The following is a 22146-nucleotide window of genomic DNA, read 5'->3' on the forward strand; positions in this document are numbered from 1 at the left end:
TCCGCCAAGGACGATTTCTGGCAAACGGAAATGGCGAAAAGAACCCGTGCTGCCTTGACAGCATTGGGTGACGCGGGGCGCGATAGAGCGCGTAGAATGAAATTTCTATTGGCTGCTCCTGCCTAATAGAGGCAAGCTATTTTGATTTAACGCAATGCACCGTGTCGCGTTTTAAGTATGTTCTACTTGTATTATTAACTGATGTTCGCTGGATTATGAAAAAGCGCCTAAGTGCAATGCTGATTGTCATTACCCTGCTTCTTGTGGGTGCGGGCGCGTACATGCTGGTCTCAAACGGCAACAATGAATTGCCTGTTGGGTTTGTACAGGGCAATGGGCGGATCGAGGCTGAACAAGTAGAAATAGCCCCTACCTTTGCGGGGCGCGTTGCACAGGTCATGGCGGCCGAGGGCAGCTTGGTTTCGTCGGGTGCACTGCTGGTTGAAATGGATACAGATGAATTGTCTGCCGCCCTTGACCGGGCCAGTGCCGAAGTTGCACTGGCCCGCCAATCCAAGGCCGAAGCTGAGGCTGTTGTCATCCAGCGAGAAAGCCAGCAGCGTCGCGCATCGCAAGAGCTTGACCGGGCAAAGGCATTGCTGGCCGGTCAGAATATCTCGATGACTGTCTTTGAAGATCGTGAGACCGCGTTTCAGGTTGCCGATGCCGTGCTGGGCGCGGCTAAGGCCCGGGTAGCAACGGCGGATAGCCAGATTGCCGCCGCAGAGGCTGAGGTACGCCGGATCGCGGCACAGATAGAGGATGGTTCTCTCATCGCTCCCGTGCCCGGGCGTGTTCTGTATCGACTGGCCGAGCCCGGCGAGGTTGTCGGAGCGGGCGAACCGATCCTGACGTTGCTGAGTTTGGAAAACGTCTATATGGAGGTCTTCCTGCCTGCCCGCGAAGCGGGGCTTTTGCCCATTGGCGCCGAAGCGCGTATCGTGCTTGATGCGTTGCCGGAATTTGCCATTCCTGCAACCGTCACCTTCGTCTCTCCCGAGGCTCAATTCACTCCCAAGCAAGTCGAAACTTTGAGCGAACGCGAGCAGCTGGTTTTTCGCGTTCGGGTTCGCATTCCCAAAGATCTGGTTTTAGAGCGGATCGAGCATGTTAAAACCGGCCTGCGCGGCATTGCGGTGATCCGGCTTTCTTCCGATGGCGCATGGCCAGAATATCTGGACAGACGAATTCCGCCCGAGCTGTTCGAATGAGCGCCGAGGCGGGCTCATCTCGTTTTTGCATCAACGGTGTCACACACAGGTACCGGCAGCATGTCGCGCTGGATAACCTGTCGCTCGATCTGCCAACTGGTCAGCTTATCGGATTGATCGGGCCGGATGGGGTTGGGAAATCTACGCTGCTGGGATTGATCACCGGCGCAAAGAAGCTTCAGTCCGGAAATATTGATGTTCTCGGGGGCTCGATAGACAGCCGCGCGCACCGTCACCGCGTGTGCCCGGCGATCGCATATATGCCACAGGGGTTGGGCCGCAACTTGTACGCGGAACTGTCGGTGCGTGAGAATCTCGAGTTCTTTTCGCGTCTTTTCGGACAGGGGCAACAGGAACGTGAAATCCGGATCCCGGCCTTGCTGTCAGCGACGGGGCTTGCGCCTTTTTCGGACCGGCTTATGGGCAAGCTTTCGGGTGGAATGAAGCAGAAACTCGGACTGTGTTGTGCGTTGATCCACGACCCGAAACTTCTGGTGCTGGACGAGCCGACGACCGGAATTGATCCCCTGTCGCGGCGCCAATTCTGGGCGCTGATCCACGCGGTCCGGGAGGAAACGCCCGGTCTCTCCATACTGGTTTCAACGGCATATATGGAGGAAGCTGAACAATTCGATTTTATCGTCGCGATGGATGCCGGTCGGGTGATATTTCATGGCTCTCCAGCCGAGCTGAAGGGTGAAGCCAGGGACCTTGAAACGTCATACCGACAGCTTCAGGCGCAAGGAGAGCCCCGGTTTGTGCCGAACAAGGCACCAATGCACCATCAAGGCGCAGACCCGGTGATCACGGCGCGTGGGTTGACCCGGCGCTTTGGCGATTTCACCGCGGTAGACGGTGTCAAATTCTCGATCCGCCGAGGCGAAATCTTTGGCTTCCTAGGATCGAATGGCTGCGGCAAGTCAACTACCATGAAAATGCTGACGGGCCTTCTGCCAGCAAGTGAGGGAGAGGCATTGCTGTTCGGCAGGCCGGTAGATGCGCGCGATCTTAGGATGCGCCGCGAGATCGGGTATATGAGCCAGGCATTCTCGCTTTACGGCGAGTTAACCGTTCAACAAAACCTCCAACTGCACGCCCGCATTTTTGCGATCAAAAATCGTGTGGAACGCATTGATGAATTGGCCGAACGTTTTGGCCTGACCGCACATATGGACACGCTGGCGACGGCGCTGCCGTTGGGTATCAAGCAGCGTCTTTCCCTGGCCGTCGCCGTGATCCACCAGCCCCGCGTGCTGATCCTGGATGAGCCAACCTCTGGCGTGGACCCCGAGGCCCGCGACTCGTTTTGGGCATTGTTAATCGAACTGTCGCGAGACGATGATGTAACGATATTCGTCTCGACCCATTTCATGACCGAAGCGGAGCGCTGTGACCGGGTCTCTTTCATGCACGCAGGCCGGGTATTGGCTGAAGGCACGCCAGATGAGTTGATTGCAGCAGCGCAGGCGGACAGCCTGGAAGAAGCGTTCATCGCTGTCCTGGAAGCCGCCGAGACCCCGGCACCGGTAGCAGCGCCCGATGTCTCGGTTGATGCGGTCTATCCGGGCGCCGCCGGGAGTATCGGGCGCATTCTGGCCTATGCACGGCGCGAAACAATCGAGGTTCTGCGCGATCGCGTGCGTTTGGCTTTTGCGTTCCTTGGCTCAGTGATCCTGATGCTGGTCTTTTGCTATGGGATCACTCTGGACATCGAAGATCTGGATTTTGCGGTACTCGACCTGTCTCAGGGACCAGAGAGTCGTGACTATATCGCCGAGATATCTGGTTCGCGCTATTTCAACCCTACGGGGCCACTGGCCAGTTCTGAAGATGGCCGCGAGAGGTTGGCCAAAGGAGACATTTCGCTGGTTGTCGAACTCCCACCCGATTTTGGTCGCAAGCTGCGCGCTGGTGAGCCAACTGAAGTCTTGGCAATTGTGGACGGTGCAATACCGTTCAAGGGTGAGACAATAGAGGGATATGTGGCTGGGCTTCACAGTTCGTTTCTGGAAGTAATGGCCCGCCAAAGTGGTGAGCACCCGGTCGAAATTGCCCGTATCGAACCACGCTTCCGATACAATCAAAGCTTTGAGAGTATCGCTGCGATGGCCCCAGCCATGCCCGCGATCCTGTTGATAATGCTGCCGGCCGTTTTGATGGCAGTCAGTGTCGCGCGGGAAAAAGAGTTGGGCACGATCACCAATTTCTACGCGACGCCAACTACGCGGCTCGAGTTTCTGGTTGGTAAACAGATCCCATACATCGCAATAGCATTCGTCAATTTCCTGCTTTTGGCGGCGATGACCATCTTCATTTTTGGCGTGCCCCTGAAAGGAAATCCGGTGCCGCTTGCAATTGGTGCTTTCCTGTATGTCTGGGCAACCACATCTTATGGACTGCTTATTGCGACCATGACGTCGAGCCAGGTGGCCGCAACCTTTGCCACAGCTATTGCGTCGGTGGTGCCCACCATTCAATTCTCCGGGCTGTTACAACCGGTCTCGACTTTGGAAGGCGGTGCTCAGGCGATTGGATCGCTTTGGCCGTCATCCTACTTTCTGCATCTGAACGTCGGCGCGTTCACCAAAGGCCTTGGCTGGAATGCACTTGCCCCCGACCTTCTGGCCCTGGCCTGTTTTGGACCGGCGCTAACCGTGATCGCTGCACTGTTACTCCGAGCGCAGGAGAAGTGAATGCAACGATTGTCCTGCATATTCTGGCTTGGTTTGAAAGAAATGATGAGCCTCCGGCGTGACTGGGTGATGATGGCGCTGCTTGTCTGGTCATTCACGCTAGCACCCGTCATGGAGGCAACGGGTGTTTCAAACTCGGTCAACAACGCATCCATCGCTTTTGCCGACGAGGATGGATCGACCCTTTCACGCTCACTTGCCTCTGCATTTTTTCCGCCCGAATTTCAGCCCGTCGCCGAGATCGCACCGGGCACCGGGGCCGAAATGATGGATGCCGGGCTGTTCCTGTTTGTGGTGGCGGTACCACCGGGGTTCGAGAAAGATGTTCGTGCCGGACGCTCACCAGAAATTCAGGTTCTGATTGATGCGACAGCGATGGAGCAGGCCGGGATCGGTGCGAACTACATCATCAATATCCTGAACGCCGAGATCCGGCGTTTTGCCATCGGTGCGAACTTGTTGAACCCGCCTCCCATCGACATCATCGTGCGCAGTGCCTTCAATCCGAACCGCGACACTGTCCGTTTCGCCGGTATCGTCGCGCTGATCGGCCAGATTATGTGGCTGACCACAATCCTCACGGGTGCCGCCATGATCCGCGAGCGTGAGCATGGAACAATCGAACATCTGCTGGCGATGCCGCTTACCCCGTTTGACATTGCAGTCGCCAAGATTTGGGCAAACGCGGCGGTGGTTCTGGTCGCAACTGCCTTGTCGTTGTCCTTTGTTATGCAAGGTTTCCTAGGGATCAGCATCGCGGGATCGAAGGTGTTGTTTCTGTTTGGAACCGCGCTTTTTCTCTTCACAGCGACGGCGCTTGGGGTGTTTCTTGCGACGATTGCGCGCTCAATGGCGCAGTTCGCACTTTTGGTTATGCTGACGGTCCTTCCGATGTTGATGCTGTCAGGGGGAGAGACGCCAATCGAGGGGCAACCCGGCTGGCTTCAGATCGGAACATCCATCCTCCCGTCCCGCCACTACATGTCGGCCAGCCAGTCCATCATTTTCAAAGGTGCCGGGATTGAGACGGTCTGGGCAGAGTTTGTGTGGATGGCGTGTCTCGGGGCGATCCTTCTGGCAACAAGCCTGCTGCTTTTTAGACGCTCGGTGGCGCAAGAGTCTTAGAATAAGCCGTTGAACCTGAGCCAAGCTAGGCGTCTGACAGAACACCCGTTTGCGCAAGATCAAGGCCCGAAGGCCCGTAATTCGGCATAATTCTACTTCGCCCTTGTCGCACTAAAGAAGGAGGTTCAGAAAATGCTTGAAGACAAAAAGTCCCCGCAACTGTTCGCCGGAACACATCCGCTCTCCGATAGTTTTCGACGCGAAATGGAAACCGTGATGTCGCGGTTTTTCGGAGGTGCGGCACCATTCTTGCCACTGGGAACAGCCGCTCAGCGCACCGGTTTTCCATCTCTTGATATGACGGGTGCGATTTCGCCAGCAATTGACATTCACGAGACAGATACCGCGATAGCTTTGACAGCTGAATTGCCCGGCCTAAAAGAAGACGACGTCGAAGTCGAAATCAAGGACCGTCGGTTGACACTGCGTGGCCAGAAGAAGATCACGCATGACGATGCGGGCGACCTGCGCGTCAGCGAGAGAAGCTATGGAAGCTTCGCCCGGACAATGACGCTCCCGGATACTGTTGACTGCGAGAAGATAACTGCCGAATTCGACAAAGGTGTCCTGCACATCAACATGCCGAAAACCGAACCTCAGGATCCCAGGCGAAAGATTGAGGTCTCATCCAAATAGGCGCGTTGTCTGTCCTACCGCTTTCATCAGATCGGGGCCACCTGCGCGAAAGGCTGGTCTGTGACGGCCCGTTCTTTGATTACGTCACCTTTGCGCCTGTTTATCCGGCGGACATGATTGGCCACCGGAGACTCTTCCCGGGAGTATTCTGATTGCATGCGTTGCTCCCAAACGTAGCGGTACTGAGGTTGCACATGGTAATGTGCTCGTAGCTCTATTGAACAGGGATGGACCATGCGGACATCTGATCAAGGCAACACGGGAGATGATACAGTTAGCGTGCGTGCATTCTTGGAGAGCTTGACTGGCCCATCCCGTGGAGCCGTAGTCTGGCTTGCCGATAACGCTGTTTCCGCCTCGGTCGGTCCGGACCGTACCTTGAGGCTGAGACCGAAAGAAGACGTGCCAACTCATGACGAAGACATTGCGACCTTTCAGTGGTCAAATGACGGGTACACGTTAAACGCGTTGTTTGATCGGGAAATCTGGGTCAATGGTCAAAAGGTCGTTTCGGCTGATCTTAGGCATGGCGACATGATCGAGTTTGGCGAAGAAGGCCCGATGTCGCGCTACAGGGTGTGCAATCACTCATTCCCCGCGCATCACACGGTCGAAGATATATTAAGTGACGCGTTTGCTTATACGAGGACAAGCCGTCGACCGTTCACCAGAAAAATGTCCGGCGCTCTACGCGACAGCGGGCGTAGGCTGGCGTCACAAACCACAATTCTGTTCAGAGTCACTGTTATCGGCGCAATCATACTGATCGCCGTATTTGGGCATTTGCTCTTTAAGAACGACAGGAAGCTGGCGGACAGCCTGGAACGAGAATCCCGCAAGATTGAAGCGGTAGCCGTCATGCTGGCGCAGACCCGGGAAGATGCGCTGACGCCCGAGGATTTGGGGGCACTCAAAGACGCTTTCGAGAGCCAGGTGCTGTCCACCGAGCAACGTCTTGGCACGCTGGAGGAGCGCGCAGGCGCATCAACGCGGATAATCACAGCCTCTACACGTTCCGTCGCATTCGTTCAGGGTGCCTATGGATTGCGACAGATCGAAAGCGGGAAATTGCTGCGGCATGTGGTTGGCTCCGATGGCGAGAATCTGAAAACACCATTTGGACAGCCGTGGCTCGAACCAGATGCAATGGGCAAGCCTGCAGAATTCCAGTTCACCGGAACCGGGTTTCTCTTGCAGGACCCGCCGCTGTTGGTGACCAACCGTCATGTCGCATTGCCCTGGACCACAGGCGACCGGGCGCAAGCCCTGCAAGCCGCCGGCCTGGAGGCCGAGATGCTGAGTTTGTTGGTCTATCTGCCAGATCAGACGGCACCAATAAAAGCTGTCTTGCACGCAGCGAGCGAAACCGCAGATCTGGCGCTTCTGTCTATTGATGCCACACGCGTTCAGGGTCTTGGGCTGTTGCTTGCCGATGAACCTCCGCGAGCGGGCGAAGAAGTTTTTCTGCTCGGGTATCCGACAGGCCTCAAGGCGCTGATCGCGCAGGCTGGTCCGGACTTTCTGAAAACACTTGAAAGCAAAGGCGGCGTTGATTTCTGGACCATTGCGACCCACCTTTCGGAACAAAGTAAGATCCGACCCTTGGCCAGCCGGGGGATAGTAGCCCAGACCAGTCCCGGCGCGATAGTGTATGATGCGGAGACCACAACCGGAGGAAGCGGAGGACCTGCATTGAACCGAAGCGGTAGGGTGGTCGCGATCAACGCCGCGATCTTACCCGAATTTGGCGGCTCGAACATTGGCGTTCCGGTGTCGCACCTCAAGACACTTCTCGATGAAAGCGATTGAATCGCGTATTCACTCGCTTGTCCGATAAGGTGAATTCTGCACAAGAAAAACCACGGCCAGTGGAACGATGACAGAGATCGCGCCCACAGCAATCAGCAAATTCCCCAAGTGACTATAGTCAGCGACGGAGGTAACCGTGCCCGATCTGGGGTCGGTCACGGCGCGGGTCACGACAAATACCTGGTTCAGGTATTTTGTGCCCAGGCTGCTTGCTGACAATGCCATGTTGGTGAATGACGCCATGACCGCAAAAAAGGTAGCCTTCAGATGTGTTGGAGCGTTGCGTGCGATCCAGGCCAACATCGGAACCATCGCGATCTGGCCCAGCGGTGACTCGACGGCTGTGTCGAGTATGGCGATGAACCTTGCATCCACGACCCCGCCAGTGCGCGCAGCCGTCCACTCATGCACCCCGTAGTACAAGGCAAGGTTCGGAAGAGCCAGCACACCGGCGGCAATCGTTAGTAACACCACAACCTGCGCAATCGAACGACTGGCCATAAACGGCCTGAGGATGATCAGGCCAAGCAGTGCTAGCAGTGAGGTCAGGAGCGCCAGAATTGCGAGAAACTGTTCGTCAAACCCAAGCTCGTCAATCTCGAACCAGGTCAAACCCGGCCCTGGCAGAGGGACTGCGCGAAAAACGAAAATGATGGTCGCAGTCCCGATCAGAACTTTGGCCTGTTTCGGCTTCAGCTCTCTAAGCAACCGCGACATGAGGTAGAGAATGACTGTGAGCGACACCGCAAATACAGTCTCTTGCGCAAAGGCGAAATCTGCGGTTCCCAACACTACGCTGAGTACAACAAACGCAAGTCCCCCTAGCAGTATCGGCCATCTGACTTTGGTGGTTTGGTCCGGTTTGTGTGGGAGATGGCCAAGACGAATGAGGCGACGCTGTATAAAAGCATGAAGAACTACTCCGCTGACCGATAGCAAGGGGATGACCAGAGCGACGAGATAGACCTGACCGTAGAGAACCAAACGATCCTCTTTTTCGAAATCCTCCGCCCCCGAAAAAATCCAGATGTTTACTGCGGCGACCCCTGCAAACCCGGATATGATCGCGATCCTGCCGAGGGTCTGCATGGTGGTGTGCCGGGTACGAACTTCTTCCTGGGTAAATGCGCGCCCATCTTGATCAACGTGCGGCACCGCCTCGACTGTCATGGCATCTGCCACGACGTCCTGAATGGCATAACCTGAAGGTGCCAGGATCAAGGCAACGACGTACCAGTCCTCAAGCAGCATAACGCCCGCCATCTGATTGGGCGCAGTCACAAGCCCGTACATGATAAGCAACGACGCCGTAATAAGGGACGCGCCAACCAATATCAGCAGCGATTTCCAACGCCAGAACAGATCCACCAGATGCCCAAGCGGCATTTTCAGGATCCAGGGCAACCCGGCCCAGAACGCCAGCCCGGCAACAAAAGCAGCGGACAAATCCAGATAGTCCTTGAGGAAAAATGCACCGACGACGGATGTCAGCCCCGAAACTCCAGCTGCGAAGTAAACCATCAACGGTGGCAAGTAGGACCATTGCAATTGTGCGACCAGGTCAACGAAAGTCCGGTGCCACCAGTCGGAGAACCGCCTTCCAAATGCTGGTCGATCAGTATTCATGCGTCAGTCGGACCCCGTTCTGGTGACCCAGTGCTGTCGGTTTTCCTCTCAAAGTAATCCGGTGCCAAAAAGCAGCGCGCTGGTCAGCACCCCCAAAATTGGCACGATAAGCGGTACGCGGAAATGTTCCCGAGCTGAGCTTGGTTTGGCCTTCAACAATATCAACGAGATATTGACCAAGACAAACACTCCCAAAACGATCTGGGACGTGCGTTCTGCCAAGATGCCAATCGGCAGGGTTTGCGTCAGCAGAAGGATAATCGCCACAACCAACAGGGTCGCAACGACCGGTGTCTGCGTCATCTGTGGGACAGTCGCCAGTACCCTCGGTAAATGATCCCGGTCGGCAAGGCCGTAGATCACCCGTGACGCCATGATCATCTGGATCAGGACGCCATTGACTGTTGCAACGACCGCAACTGCAGCGAACCCTTGTTTGATTACTTCGGGTGCACCTGAAAAAACCAACGCAAGCGGCGCAGCCGAAGTCGACAAGGTATCGATCGGCACAACAAGCAGAACCGTCATCGAGGTTGCCAGATACAGACCTGTCGCCAGAACGAGCGTCAGTAGGATAGCTTTTGGGATTGTGTGGAGTGGGTCTTTTACCTCTTCAGCAACATTCGCCATGTCCTCGAACCCGACAAAGGCAAAAAAAGCCAGCAGAGATGCCGCAAAAACACCGCGCCAGGCATTAAGCTCGAGTCCGGGAACCATCTCACTGATTTCATAACCTTGCGGGTCCTGCACGGACATGCCCCAGCCGATCACAAACAGAAGCCCGGAAATCTCGATGATCGTGATCACCGCTGCAATAAACACCGATTGCGCGATACCCCACAACGCGATCAGCCCCATGACTGCTACAACACCGATAGTGAGTACCGAGGTTCCAATGCCAGTTAAGGTGTGAAGGTATGAAGCCGCCCCGATGGCAACGGCCGAGGCTGATATTATCCCAGATGCAGCGACCGCGAGCCCAACCAGAACCGCCATCCAGTTTCTTTGAAACCCCGCTTCGACATATGCCGCTTCTCCTGCACTTACGGGATAACGTGTTGCGAGTTCAGCGTACGACAAAGCCGTCAGCGAAACGACGAGCGCTGCAATAAGAAACGAAACAGCAGCGTAAGGACCGGCGGCCTCAGCGGTGGCACCAACAAGCACATAGATTCCAGCCCCGACGGTGACGCCGAGCCCATAAAGCGTAAGCATCGGGGTGTTGAGCGCGCGCCGAAGTTTAGGTGCTGGTGGATCGGCCGTGTGCATTGGCTTCCCTCCTCGATGGACAAACGCCTGTGTACCGAAACTACAGCGCGATTAAGAACACTGGTCACGAACGAGGGCCTCGCACTGCTGATTTCGAGTCCTTGCTCAAGCATTCATACTTCACTTTGTAGTATGCCGCTTTGCGTTGATCTACATCATTGGGTGCGATGGACCGATCAGCGAGGCAGGATCGACTGCGGCGCCCCCTTTCTGATGCCGCTTTTCCCAACTGGCACTCAATGACGGAATATGAGCGAGATCAATGAAGCGTTCATTCGATGCCGCGTATTCTCAACTAGAAATGCTGACTTTGGAGGAGGAACAGATGCCAGTTTGCCGCGCACTTCTTTTGTCGATGTTTGCTGCAAGTGCCGCACTGGCGCAGGATATTGACCCTCAAAACGGGCATGATCTCTACAGAACCTATTGTTGGCAATGCCATGGTTTCGAGGCCACCGGAGATGGCCCAATGGCGGAGATGCTGGCGATAAGGACGCCCGATCTGACAAGGCTCGAAGTGCAAAATGGCGGCGTTTTTCCGACTGAGGCGGTGGCGCGTCAAATTGATGGTCGCGCGCCACTGCTGGCACATGGCGGGGAAATGCCCATTTTTGGTCCAGCATTGGATTCGGATAAAAAAGTAGCGATTTCCATGCCTGACGGCCAACCGATGATAGTCGGCGTGCCACTGGCGAATGTGATTGCGTATCTTGAGGCTATACAGACCGAATAGTTTGGCACAAAGTCCACCTTTGGAACGCAGGACACCTCTACCACGTTTGCCGGCACTGGTTGATTTACATTAAGGCAAGTTTTCACGATCTCAGCTAATATTCAGCATTTAGAGATGAGGAGGAATCTCCGATGCCTGAAGAGAAACCAAAATCAAGTTACTCCAACCCACTTGTCGATATCTTCAAGCAGATGCAGCCGTCTGCTACAGCCAATCCGTTTTTAGACGCTCAGCTTGAGCAATTCTGGGACACGCAGGAAAAATCACTGAAAGAGGCAGAGGCCTTTGCTCAGCATTGGTTTGAGAGGCGTCACGAGGCTGTTCGAACCGCGCTTGAAGCTGCGCGCTCGGCATCTGCTGCAGACCCGACTGATCCAGCAAAAGCACTGCAATCCATAGCTGAGTGGCAGAAGCATTCAGCTGAACGCCTTGTGGCTGACGCTCAGGAATGGTTCGAAACAGTTGCCCGATGTGCAGCATATGCAGCGGAAACCGAAGCCCAAGCTGTGGAAAAGACAATGGATGATGTTTCAAGCACAGCAAAGAAGGCGGGTAAGTCTTCGAAATCCGATCCGGTATAATGAGCCGCATCACCGCAGAGGTCGGAATGATCGCAGCTGGAGCAATGGAAGGTAGCTAATATGTATAAAAACATTCTGGTACCAGTCGCGCTGGACAAAGATCACGATACACAGGCCTCATTTGAAGCTGCTCGTTTGCTGGCGAATGCCGATGCGGAATTCACAGTGCTTCATGTGCAGGAACCGATCCCTGCATATGTGGCATCTCAGATACCCGAGGAAGTTCTGGCAAACACGCGAAAAGAGCTTCAGGAAGGCTTACATCGGAACGCTGCAGAGCTACCGGGCGCGAAGCCGCGGCTTATCTCGGGGAGCGCTGGCCGAGCGATCGTTGATTTCGCAAATGAAAATGACATCGATTGCATAGTACTGGCCTCACACAAGCCGGGGATCGAGAACATTTTTATTGGGTCGACTGCGAACCGGGTCGTTCACCACGCCAATTGTTCTGTCCACGTGATCCGCTGAGTCGTCATGTGGCAGGTGCTCCAAGTCGAATGCTGGATGCTCGGCATGGCAACAGAGACGATGGCGTGAACTAGCGAACGATTGAGTGACGAGCTCCCTATTCGATGACAGACACAGAAAGCAGTCATTGGGACGCGATAGTTGTCGGTTCCGGTACATACCTTGGTCTGGGACAGCTATCTGGCAGGCGGTTTTTGGTATCCGGTCGATGGCGGCAATGCATTTACGGAACATCTGTTTCCGACAATCACGGTTGCAAACGGTGAAGCACGGACCGGTGTAAAGGTCGAGACACTTCTGACTAACGATGGCAAGATCGTCGGGCTGTACACATCTGAGGGCGAAGACGTCCTCTCAGATGTTGTCATATCCAAAATTGGCGTAGAGGCAATAAATGTGCCGCGCTATGCAGATGATACGGGAAGGACAAATCTTGACGATGCCAGCTGACCCTAACTACCGCCACATGATATCTGCAAAAGCTTGACCGTTTTTTTGTCACGCCGCCTCTTCTCAAGGCGCGCTTTAGCGAGATTAAGCTTCAATCGCGCAACCTCCAATTGTCGTAGCGCTCTATCTCGTTGATCGTGAAGTCTTCTAATAGGTGATCCCGGGTTGCCAAGAGACGATACGGATGGATGTTTCTTCGATGGAAACCACAACCACATTTCCTGTAATGCTGACATCAGGGCTCTGTCCGCATCTAGATAGCGTTGGAATTTTAGCTGAAGAACTCGGCGTCTGACTTTAAGATCTGTATGCATAGCTCGCCCAAAATCTGCTGCTGTCACTGTTCATGAGTATCAAGTCTTAAACGCATCTCATAGTGCAGAGTGTCATTTCGCAACCCATCCGGACTTTTGCATCAATGCCGTAAGAGGTTTCACTACAACTGCTCGCATCTATATATTGCTACCAAGCCTTTACAAATTAACACATTCATTTTATTGATTTCGTTATGAATCGTCATAACCCCCCAAAACCGCTGCACCGCCGCGCTTTTCTTTCCTATGGTACATGTTTTGCTGCATTAGCCATTCAAACCAAACCTGTGTTTGCCGACTTGCGGTTAGGTTCCTCGAAGCGCTTAGCGACATTGTCTGATGGATATTTGGTCCTGCCCCCTGAAATGGTCTTTGGAGCAATGCCACAGAATGAACTCATTGAGTTGTTGGCCCACCACCAAGCAGACCTGACCAAATATGAGCCAAGCTGCAATGTCGTGCTGTACCGCGATGATGAAAACACGGTTTTGTTCGACGTTGGTGCCGGGCCGGATTTCATGCCGACATCCGGTCAGCTTCCGGAGACCCTGGGCGCGATTGGGGTATCACCCGATGATGTCACACAGGTGGTCTTCACCCATGCGCACCCGGATCACATCTGGGGGGTGCTGGATGATTTCGACGATCCTCTTTTTCCTAATGCAACTTATCACTTCGGTCGTACGGAATGGGACTATTGGTGGAATCCTGCGACCGTAGATTCCATAGGTGCAGATCGCGCATCATTCGCGGTGGGCGCAAAGCGGCGCATGGAAGCGATCGAGGATCGTGTCGAATTCGTTGATGATGGGCAGGAAATCCTCCCCGGTATTGCTGCCCGGGCAAGTTTCGGACACACCCCCGGACATATGGCCTTTGAAATCCGCGATGGCAGCGATGCAGTGATGATTGTCGGCGATGCGATCAGTAATCCCCATGTCGCATTCGAACGCCCCGACTGGCACAGTGGCACGGATCAGGAGCCCGATACAGCAGCAACCACGCGCAAATTACTGCTGGATCAAATCGCGCATGAGCAAATGAAAGTCATTGGGTTTCACTTGCCTGACAGTGGAATTGGCCGCGTCGAACGGAATGGGTCTACCTATCGATTTATCGGAGAACCTTCATGAAGAAATCCACTTTGTTCGCTTGCCTCCTGGCAACAAATGCCTTGGCCAGTGAGGATATTGTCGATCAATACCCGCAAAGTCCGCTCTATTCCAAACCCGTTGAGTATATTCCCGGGGTATATACCGCCATCGGCGCGACTGCACCGCCCACTTATGAAAATTCGGGCCATAACAACAACCTCAGCTTCATCGTGACCGGAGAGGGTGTTGTCGTCGTTAACGGTGGAGCGGCATATGTACTTGCCGAGGCGCTTCACCAGGAAATTCAGGCGATCACCGATCAGCCTGTGAAACTTGTTTTCAACGAAAACGGTCAGGGGCACGCAATGCTGGGTAATGCCTACTGGTCCATGATTGGCGTGCCGATCGTAGCCCATGCTGATGCCGCAGCGGAGTTTGAAGAGTATGGAGCCCAAATCCTTGAAGGGATGAAAGGGTACAACAAAGACAAGGCCGAAGGAACGTTCCTGGCAGGCCCAACCAAAACCTTCGATGATGAATACGTGGTCGAAATGGGCACGTTTCGTATTGAGGCCAAGTATCTTGGGCCCGCGCATAGCGCCGGTGATATCTCTATTTGGCTGCCCAACCAAAGCCTTGTTATCGCAGGGGACATGGCGTTTCACGAACGTATGCTTCCGATCTTTCAGGAAACCTACACCGCAGATTGGCTGGAAACCTGGGACAATGAATTTGAGGCGCTAGAGGCCACTTATGTCATTCCGGGCCACGGGCATCCGACGAACATGGATCAGGTACGCCGATATACGCGCGACTATCTGGTGTATCTGCGGAACAAGATTCAGGAGCATATGGACGCCGGAGGAGAACTGGCCCAAGCCTATTATGTCGACCAATCCCCTTATGCTCATCTGGATACATTCGAAGAGCTTGCCACGAAAAATGCCGGTCGAGTCTTTGAACAGATGGAATTCGAGTAGCTCAAGTTTGCTGAAATACGGGCATTCGCGCCATTAACCTATGAGCGGCAATTGCCCCAACCCACATAGAAAACACGGCCAACCATGCAGTCAATGAAAGGGCCGACCCACCGGACAGCCCGGCGCCAACTGCGCACCCTCCTGCCAGCATCGCGCCAAAACCCATTAGAACTGCACCCACGAGATAGCGCTCCATCGGCGTATCCGAACTGAACCTTTCGACCTTCCATTTCCCTGTCAAAATTGCCGACATTGCCGCTCCGATCGCCACGCCGGGGACAAGGCCGATGCCGAAGGACAACACGACGCTTCGCTCCGTAACCAGGGCCATCAGAGTATCTGTGGCCGGGCCAGTAAATGTTACAGACGATACCGGCACGACTTCAAATGATGCCTGAGCAATTGCGAATGTCATCAACCAACCAATCGCCACGGCAACCCCTACACCTATGGCTGAGACAATCCTGGATAGAGAGACATTCTTCCGGATGGCAAATAGAACTGTCAGCACCAAACCGGCCATTGCCAGCACAGTGTAAACCACTGGCGAAAAGCCGATTATCAATGACAGGCTGCGTGCCTCCCCACCTGAGATCGTCCAGATCCCGGCGATCCACTCACGCACAGGACTTAGCACGCCGGTATAGGCTGCCTGCGCCACCAAAGTCAGGATCAGCCCTGTTACTAAGGCGCGCAAGTTACCACAGGACGCAAGAACCAGCAGACGAGAAGCACACCCTCGCGCCAGGATCATTCCCACCCCGAACATCATGCCACCGATCAACGCACCGCTTAAGCTTCCCGTCGACGCAAATGCACGTGCCTCGGACAGCTCCAGCCACTCGAGTGCAACAAATCCCTGAACCAAAGTGAGTGCCGCCGTGAATGCAATCAGCCAGACAGCCAATCTAGGGCCAAGTCTGCCCCCGGCGACTTCGATTGTCGATGCACGCAAGCAGAACTGAGATCTTTGTGCCGTAAGTCCGAACAAGATGCCAACCAGCACTCCGGCAAAAGCCAGTGCGCCCTCATCACCTAGCAGATCGATGAGCATCTCCATGAATTGAATCTCTCACCTCGTTGGCTGTTCGTCCTTGTGTTTGGTCAATTTCTCATTGAGCCGCCATCGGCTTGCGCGCCAGTTGGCATTGGGTCCAGAGCTCTCCCAGAGCGAACACCAGCCGTTTAACATCTTCAGGGGAATGCACCGGTGAAGGAGTAATCCGCAGTCGCTCGGTCCCCTTCGGAACGGTTGGATAATTGATCGGCTGGATGTAGATGCCATAGTCGCGCATCAGCATGTCCGAGATAAAGCGGCACTTAATCGGGTCGCCCACCATCACCGGGATGATATGGCTTGGGTTTGGAGTGTGCGGAATGCCCAGCTCGTCCAGCCTGTTTCTGACTTCAAGCACACGGCTCTGGTGCAGTTTTCGTTCCTCGGCGCTTTGTTTCAGATGCCGGACCGAGGCCGCTGCGCCTGCCGCGATCGCAGGGGGCAACGCTGTGGTGAAGATAAATCCGCTGGCAAAGGAGCGGACAAAATCCACTAGGTCAGTCGATGCGGCTATGTACCCGCCAACTACTCCATATGCTTTGCCCAACGTGCCTTCGATAACCGTCAGCCTGTCCATCAATCCTTCGCGTTCGGCAATTCCTCCGCCACGCGGTCCGTAGAGGCCAACGGCATGGACTTCGTCAAGATAGGTCATCGCCCCGTAGCGATCTGCCAAGTCGCATATCTCGGCTATGGGTGCGATATCACCATCCATTGAGTAGACGCTCTCAAAAGCAATAAGCTTCGGTGCGTTCGATGGAAGACTTGCAAGTTGCCTCTCAAGGTTTTCCAGATCGTTGTGCTTCCATATCCTTTTTTGACACCGGCTGTGACGGATACCCTCGATCATCGAAGCATGATTCAATTCGTCGGACAGGACCGTGATACCGGGTATGCGGGCGGCCAGAGTGCCCAAGGCGGCCCAGTTCGAGACATAGCCGGACGTGAACAGCAGCGCTGCGTCTTTGCCATGCAAGTCAGCAAGCTCTTGCTCAAGCAGAACATGTTGGTGGGTGGTTCCCGAGATATTGCGCGTTCCTCCTGCCCCGGCGCCACAGTGATCTATGGCCTTGTGCATTGCCGCAAGAACCTTGGGATGTTGCCCCATTCCCAGATAGTCGTTGGAGCACCACACAGTGACATCTTCTGGACCCTGCGAGGAATAACTTTGAGCTGCCGGGAATGTCCCGCATTGCCGTTCTAGCTCGGCAAAGACCCTGTAGTTGCCTTCCTCCTTCAGCTGCTCCAGCTGGTCCTGAAAAAACTCTCGGTAGTTCATCTCAGTTTCCAGCGGCCTCTTCGACGATCCCTGCAAGCAGGGCTTCGACTTTCTCCATGGGACCGTCAGGATAGCTTCTATACCCGACCTGAACGCCACTTTCGTTCTCGGCCACAAAAATCGTGTAAGGGCAGTAGCCGATGTTCATCGGGTCCGCCTCCATCACTTCGCGCGAAATTTTGGCAGAGCAGAAAACAAAGATATCAGCGGCCGAGAATATCTGTTTGTCACTGCCGACGTCGGCGCCCGTTCGGTTCAGCATGTCACCAACATGGCTTACATAGTCGATGACCAGGCCCTGACCGACGATCGCGGATTCTACCGCAAATGTCGCATCATCAAAGCTGCCGTCAAAGGGTACAGCAACAATCTCTTCTGCAAGCACCTGACTTGCCAGCAAGGCAGAAAATGCGGCCGTAGCGATATAGCGTTTCATGATTTTGTTCCTCCACTTGAACCGAATTTTCTCAGACTGCGAGGTTGAAGCTTTGACACCAGTTAAAAATCCCCTGTTTTCCTAGCCGAACATGTCCGAGGTAATACCGGCGTACCAACCAAGCGACTCTTCGTATGTGGCCTTGCGCAGGTCGGCGTTTTCACCGGTCTGACTAATGAAACCATCCACCTTGGCGATCTTGTCCGGCGTCGCCTCGTAGGTTGCGCCAACCTTGACCCCGTCATTCGCATCGATGAGCGACCAACAAGTATTCGAGAACTTGGCCGGGAACACTTTGGAACCGGTTAGTGCGCCACGAACAGCATTTGCACAGACTTTCGCCTGGCTATTGGCCGAAAAGCCGGATTTTGGCATATCGCCCTGCTGACTGGCATCCCCAAGGACATAGATATCCGGGTCTGCCTTTGAGGACATGTCTGCTGCGTTTACAGGCGCCCAGTTACCTTCGGTCACGCCTGCCATTTCCGCGATACGTCCCGCTTTCATCGCGGGGATGACGTTGCACACATCGACCTTGGTTTCCTCTCCGTCGATGGTCACAGTCATCGCTTCGGGATTTACCGAGACACTGCCACCGCCAAAATCCTCACCGATCCAGTCGACCATGCCTTCGTAATGGTTCGACCATCCTTCCTGAAAGAGCGACATCTTGGAAAACTTGGGCTTTGGGTCAGCCACGATGATCTTGGCCGTCGGGTTATTGGCTTTCAGAACATGCGCCACCATCGAAACCCGCTCATAGGGTCCCGGAGGACAGCGATACGGGTTGGGCGGGGCAACCATCGCAAAGGTTCCACCCTCGGGCATCGCCATGATCTGCGCCTTGAGCAGCTCGGTCTGGGAACCGGCTTTGTAGGCGTGTGGCATCTTGTTTTGCGACGACAAATCCCAGCCTTCAACAGCGCCACCGACGAAATCGATACCTGGGCTGAGGATCAGCTTGTCATAAGGAACAGACCCTCCGCCTGCCAAAGCAACGGATTTGGTATCGCGATCCACACCTACAGCCCAATCATGGACGACATTGATGCCATAATCCGCAGCCAGCGTTCCATAACTATGTGCGATGTCCGAAAGCTCTTGAAAACCACCCAGATAGAGGTTCGAGAAGAAACAGGTGTAGTAGGTCCGTGACGGTTCAATCAGTGTAACGTCAATTTCACCTTTGCTGTCCTTGGCGACGTAACGCGCTGCGGTTGCACCGCCCGCCCCGCCGCCGACAACCACAACCCTTGGCTTGCCCTGAGCCAACACCATTGGCGCCGAAAATCCGGCAGCAACCACTCCAGCGGATCCAATAAAGGTACGTCTATTGAGCTTCATCGCGTTTCCTCCCGTTAAACACAACTACTCTGGGTTGTTGAAATACGCAGCCAGGGCCGCGATCTCGTCGTTGTTCAGGCGGCCTGCGATCATCTGCATGACCGGATGGGGCCGTTTCTTTTCCTTGTAGGCGTGAAGGGCGACAACAAAATCCTCAGCAGGCCAGTAGACGATTGAGGGGATGCCTTCGTCGCCCCCTTCGATCTGGTGGCAAGTGGTGCATTCATTGCTGAGGTAAGCGCCGTATTCAGGATCACCCTGAATCGCCAGGATTTCGGGGTCTATCGAGTGATCGGTCCCCTTGGCCGTCGGGTCAGCCTCTGGGATGTCGCTTGGGTTGTCGGAGAACCCACGCAAATAGGCAACTACATTCGCGCGGTCTTCCGGGTTTTTCAGACCAGCAAAGTTCATCCGGGTTCCAGACGCAAACGCGCGCGGGTTTTCAACATAGTCAGACAGAGTATCGGCATGCCATTCCAGACCAGAATTTCCCGCACGAGTTAGACTCTTGGAGTAATTGAACCCTTCAAGACCTGCCGCCTTTCTTCCAAAGACCCCGTTCAGATGCGGCCCAATCTTGTTCTCGGCGCCTTTACCCACCTGATGACAGCTACTGCATTTTTCAAAAACAACTTTCCCTGCTTCTGCATCACCCAGATCCTCTGCAGTCGCTATCACCGGGGTAAGAACCCCGCCGACGATCACAAAGAACAGTTGATGCGGCAACCGCATGGTCAGCTTCCAAATGACCTGAGATAGACGATAACCGCATCGATATCGTCCTGTTTTTTAAGACCAGCAAAGGACATCCGGGTCCCCTTCATATAAGCTTTGGGCTTGGCAAGAAACGCGGCCATTTCCTCATCAGTCCACACCAACCCGCCTTCGGCCGCAGCCTTCATGGCTTTGGAGTATTTGAACCCCTCAACAGTACCAGCACTTGCACCGACAATTCCGTTCAAGGCAGGCCCTGTGCGATGTTTGGCCCCCTCACCAATCTGATGGCAAGATTTGCATTTCTTGAAAACCTTCTCACCGCTTGCGATCATCTCAGGATCAAGCGCTGTGGCTTCTTCTGTCGTGACCTCAGCTTCTGCCGAGGTTTCCTGAGCGGCCGGTACGGCCTCTGCCGCTGCAGCATTGGCTTCGGTTTCTTCCGGCGTCACGTCCAGCACAGCCGCGCGCATTGTGATTTCGACACTGTCTTTGCAATTGGTCATGCACGGCTCAGCCGTCCAGAAATGTGCCTCAGATGTCTCGCGGTCGTCCATGATGAACCCGTCGGCGTTCGGCATTTCCACGTCCAGGAAGTTCTCTTGTGACAAGGTGAACTCATCATCCACCAGATCGTTCGAATACAGGATGTAGGCCACAATCGCATAGACCTCATCCGGTTCCAGCGACTGGGCATCGCCGAACGGCATGGAACGGTTCACATAATCCCACACCGTGGAAAGATAGGGCCAGTAGGAGCCCACCGTTTTCAAAGGGTCCTTATCGGCGAGTGTGCCTTCACCGCCTGCCAGTTTGGGCCAGTTGTCCACGCCTTCGGCGAAATCGCCATGACAAATGGCACACTTCTCGGCGAAAACCTCTTCTCCGGTGAAGACATCGCCGGACCCCACAGGCAATCCTGTTCCGTCCGGTGCCACGTCCAGGTTCCATGCCGCAATCTCTTCCGGCAGCGCCGGTCGCCCTAGTCCCAGTTTTTCCGCCGAGGCGGGGATTGCCAAGCTCAGGCCAATGGCGGAGGCGGTGAACAACTTAAGATACTTCGACATTTTCCGCCTCTCCGGTTTCCTTGATCCACCAGGTCTGGATACAGTTGTTGTGATAGATCGAGTTCTCGCCCCGCGCTTCGCGCAACTGTGCCTTGCTTGGCTGCACATATCCGGTGGAATCTTTGGCCCGGGCCTGCAGCAACATTTCCGAGCCGTCCCAATTAAAGTCCAGATAGAAGCGGGTCAGTGCTTTGTCAGTCCCCGGTGCAGCCAAACGCGCCGGAAGCCAGTTCTTGCCGCCATCAACCGACACATCGACGCCGGTAATCGAGCCTCGGCCCGACCATGCCAGACCCGTGATTACCAACGGCCCCGGACCATGTGTGATCGGCGCTTGTGGGCTGGGCGAAGTGACAACCGATTTGGCGTCCATCACCCACGTCCATTTGCGCGATGTTCCGTCTTCGAGGGTATCCGTGTACTTGGATGTCTCCTCGCGACTTTCGATGGCCGTCTCGGTGACTTCGACACGGCGCAGCCACTTGACCCACATGTTGCCTTCCCAGCCGGGAACGACAAGACGAACGGGATATCCGTGTTCTTTGCGCAGAGCCTCACCATTGGCCTTGAACGCAACGAGCACGTCATCCATCGCCTTTTCCAACGGGATCGAGCGCCCGTTGGAAGACGCATCCGCGCCTTCAACATAAACCCACTTGCCTTCGGGTTTGACACCGGCCTCTTCCAACAAGGTGCGCAGCGGCACGCCGGAATATTCCATATTGTGGATCATGCCATGGGTGAACTGTGCACCGTTAAGCTGCGCGCCGGCCCATTCCATGCCGGTGTTCGCGGCGCATTCGCAAAAATAGACCCGGTTTTCGCGCGGAAAACGCTCAAGGTCCTCGTAAGTAAACACAAGCGGCGTATCCACAAGACCGTTGATCATCAGGCGGTAGTCCGGCTTGCGCAATTCGATGGCACCGGAATGGTGCCGCTCGAACGCACATCCCTGCGGTGTGATCGTTCCATCCAAGGCGTGGATAGGCGTAAAGTTAATCGAACTGATCGTATCCGCAGTCAGCCATTCGACATTGCGCCGAACGACATCCTTTTCAAACTGGATCGGCAGCCCATATGGGGTAGCATCCACGCCTTCCCCAGTGGCCTGTGCCCATTCTTGGACCTGCGTTATCAATGGGTCTGGCCCCGCAGCGCGGGCTGCTCCGGCACCGACGGCGCCCACTCCTACGGCAGCCGCTCCGCTCAGAAACTGGCGGCGGGAAGGTGCTTTTTCTTTGGAGTTCTCACTCATCTGGT

20 protein-coding genes are annotated in these 22146 nt (G+C 55.0%); 11 read left to right on the forward strand and 9 right to left on the reverse strand.

Annotated features, from left to right (window positions below):
• The first annotated feature begins 215 nt into the window (after positions 1 to 215).
• The 5 genes from GOX88_RS22210 to GOX88_RS23820 all read left to right on the forward strand — a co-directional run bounded on the left by GOX88_RS22210 (position 216) and on the right by GOX88_RS23820 (position 7474).
• Positions 216 to 1211, forward strand: coding sequence for an HlyD family secretion protein (locus GOX88_RS22210; protein WP_170407283.1), 996 nt, complete (start codon positions 216 to 218; stop codon positions 1209 to 1211).
• The gene (gene rbbA / locus GOX88_RS22215) at positions 1208 to 3904 is read left to right on the forward strand and encodes a ribosome-associated ATPase/putative transporter RbbA (protein WP_170407286.1); all 2697 of its coding nucleotides are present in this window, start codon (positions 1208 to 1210) and stop codon (positions 3902 to 3904) included. The genes GOX88_RS22210 and rbbA overlap by 4 nt, the downstream gene beginning before the upstream one ends.
• Positions 3905 to 5029: an ABC transporter permease gene (locus GOX88_RS22220; RefSeq protein WP_170407289.1), complete on the forward strand. Its 1125-nt coding sequence runs from the start codon at positions 3905 to 3907 to the stop codon at positions 5027 to 5029.
• Positions 5030 to 5161: 132 nt separating this feature from the next.
• Positions 5162 to 5665 (forward strand): Hsp20/alpha crystallin family protein, encoded by a 504-nt coding sequence (locus tag GOX88_RS22225; protein WP_170407291.1) that lies wholly within the window; start codon positions 5162 to 5164, stop codon positions 5663 to 5665.
• A 402-nt stretch (positions 5666 to 6067) separates the two neighbouring features.
• On the forward strand, positions 6068 to 7474 hold the full coding sequence (locus GOX88_RS23820; protein ID WP_170407293.1) for a S1 family peptidase: 1407 nt from the start codon (positions 6068 to 6070) through the stop codon (positions 7472 to 7474).
• 9 nt (positions 7475 to 7483) lie between these two features.
• On the opposite strand, the gene GOX88_RS22235 is transcribed toward GOX88_RS23820, so the two are convergent.
• Positions 7484 to 9100 carry a hypothetical protein gene (locus GOX88_RS22235; protein WP_170407296.1) on the reverse strand — a complete coding sequence of 539 codons (1617 nt, stop codon included), beginning with the start codon at positions 9098 to 9100 and terminating at the stop codon, positions 7484 to 7486.
• A 48-nt stretch (positions 9101 to 9148) separates the two neighbouring features.
• Entirely contained in the window at positions 9149 to 10369 is a 1221-nt protein-coding gene (locus GOX88_RS22240; protein WP_170407299.1) for an APC family permease, read from the reverse strand.
• A 262-nt stretch (positions 10370 to 10631) separates the two neighbouring features.
• Between GOX88_RS22240 and GOX88_RS22245 the strand changes: the two genes are divergently transcribed.
• The 6 genes from GOX88_RS22245 to GOX88_RS22270 all read left to right on the forward strand — a co-directional run bounded on the left by GOX88_RS22245 (position 10632) and on the right by GOX88_RS22270 (position 14989).
• Positions 10632 to 11102 (forward strand): c-type cytochrome, encoded by a 471-nt coding sequence (locus tag GOX88_RS22245; RefSeq protein WP_170407301.1) that lies wholly within the window; start codon positions 10632 to 10634, stop codon positions 11100 to 11102.
• 131 nt (positions 11103 to 11233) lie between these two features.
• Positions 11234 to 11683: a phasin family protein gene (locus GOX88_RS22250; RefSeq protein WP_170407304.1), complete on the forward strand. Its 450-nt coding sequence runs from the start codon at positions 11234 to 11236 to the stop codon at positions 11681 to 11683.
• A gap of 60 nt (positions 11684 to 11743) precedes the next feature.
• Complete coding sequence (locus GOX88_RS22255) at positions 11744 to 12151, forward strand: universal stress protein (protein WP_170407307.1); 408 nt, start codon at positions 11744 to 11746, stop codon at positions 12149 to 12151.
• Between the two features lie 141 nt (positions 12152 to 12292).
• Positions 12293 to 12601 (forward strand): hypothetical protein, encoded by a 309-nt coding sequence (locus GOX88_RS22260; protein WP_170407309.1) that lies wholly within the window; start codon positions 12293 to 12295, stop codon positions 12599 to 12601.
• A 508-nt stretch (positions 12602 to 13109) separates the two neighbouring features.
• A complete protein-coding gene (locus GOX88_RS22265) occupies positions 13110 to 14048 on the forward strand; it encodes an MBL fold metallo-hydrolase (RefSeq protein ID WP_170407312.1) in 939 nt (312 codons plus the stop codon).
• Positions 14045 to 14989, forward strand: coding sequence for an MBL fold metallo-hydrolase (locus GOX88_RS22270; RefSeq protein ID WP_170407315.1), 945 nt, complete (start codon positions 14045 to 14047; stop codon positions 14987 to 14989). Before GOX88_RS22265 ends, GOX88_RS22270 begins: the two co-directional genes overlap by 4 nt.
• A gap of 1 nt (position 14990) precedes the next feature.
• Here GOX88_RS22270 and GOX88_RS22275 read toward each other — a convergent pair whose 3' ends face one another.
• The 7 genes from GOX88_RS22275 to soxC all read right to left on the reverse strand — a co-directional run bounded on the left by GOX88_RS22275 (position 14991) and on the right by soxC (position 22141).
• The gene (locus tag GOX88_RS22275; RefSeq protein WP_170407318.1) at positions 14991 to 16049 is read right to left on the reverse strand and encodes a YeeE/YedE family protein; all 1059 of its coding nucleotides are present in this window, start codon (positions 16047 to 16049) and stop codon (positions 14991 to 14993) included.
• Positions 16050 to 16101: 52 nt separating this feature from the next.
• Positions 16102 to 17325: a 5-aminolevulinate synthase gene (gene hemA / locus GOX88_RS22280; RefSeq protein ID WP_170407321.1), complete on the reverse strand. Its 1224-nt coding sequence runs from the start codon at positions 17323 to 17325 to the stop codon at positions 16102 to 16104.
• Position 17326: 1 nt separating this feature from the next.
• Entirely contained in the window at positions 17327 to 17761 is a 435-nt protein-coding gene (locus GOX88_RS22285; RefSeq protein ID WP_170407324.1) for a DUF302 domain-containing protein, read from the reverse strand.
• 81 nt (positions 17762 to 17842) lie between these two features.
• Positions 17843 to 19105, reverse strand: a complete 1263-nt coding sequence (locus GOX88_RS22290) for an NAD(P)/FAD-dependent oxidoreductase (RefSeq protein ID WP_170407327.1) — start codon at positions 19103 to 19105, stop codon at positions 17843 to 17845.
• Between the two features lie 24 nt (positions 19106 to 19129).
• The gene (locus GOX88_RS22295) at positions 19130 to 19837 is read right to left on the reverse strand and encodes a c-type cytochrome (RefSeq protein ID WP_170407330.1); all 708 of its coding nucleotides are present in this window, start codon (positions 19835 to 19837) and stop codon (positions 19130 to 19132) included.
• Between the two features lie 2 nt (positions 19838 to 19839).
• Positions 19840 to 20886: a c-type cytochrome gene (locus tag GOX88_RS22300; protein WP_170407334.1), complete on the reverse strand. Its 1047-nt coding sequence runs from the start codon at positions 20884 to 20886 to the stop codon at positions 19840 to 19842.
• Positions 20870 to 22141, reverse strand: coding sequence for a sulfite dehydrogenase (gene soxC / locus GOX88_RS22305; protein WP_170407336.1), 1272 nt, complete (start codon positions 22139 to 22141; stop codon positions 20870 to 20872). Before soxC ends, GOX88_RS22300 begins: the two co-directional genes overlap by 17 nt.
• Between the last annotated feature and the right edge of the window lie 5 nt (positions 22142 to 22146).

The sequence above is a fragment of the Ruegeria arenilitoris genome (assembly GCF_013030985.1).
GTDB lineage: Bacteria > Pseudomonadota > Alphaproteobacteria > Rhodobacterales > Rhodobacteraceae > Ruegeria > Ruegeria arenilitoris_B.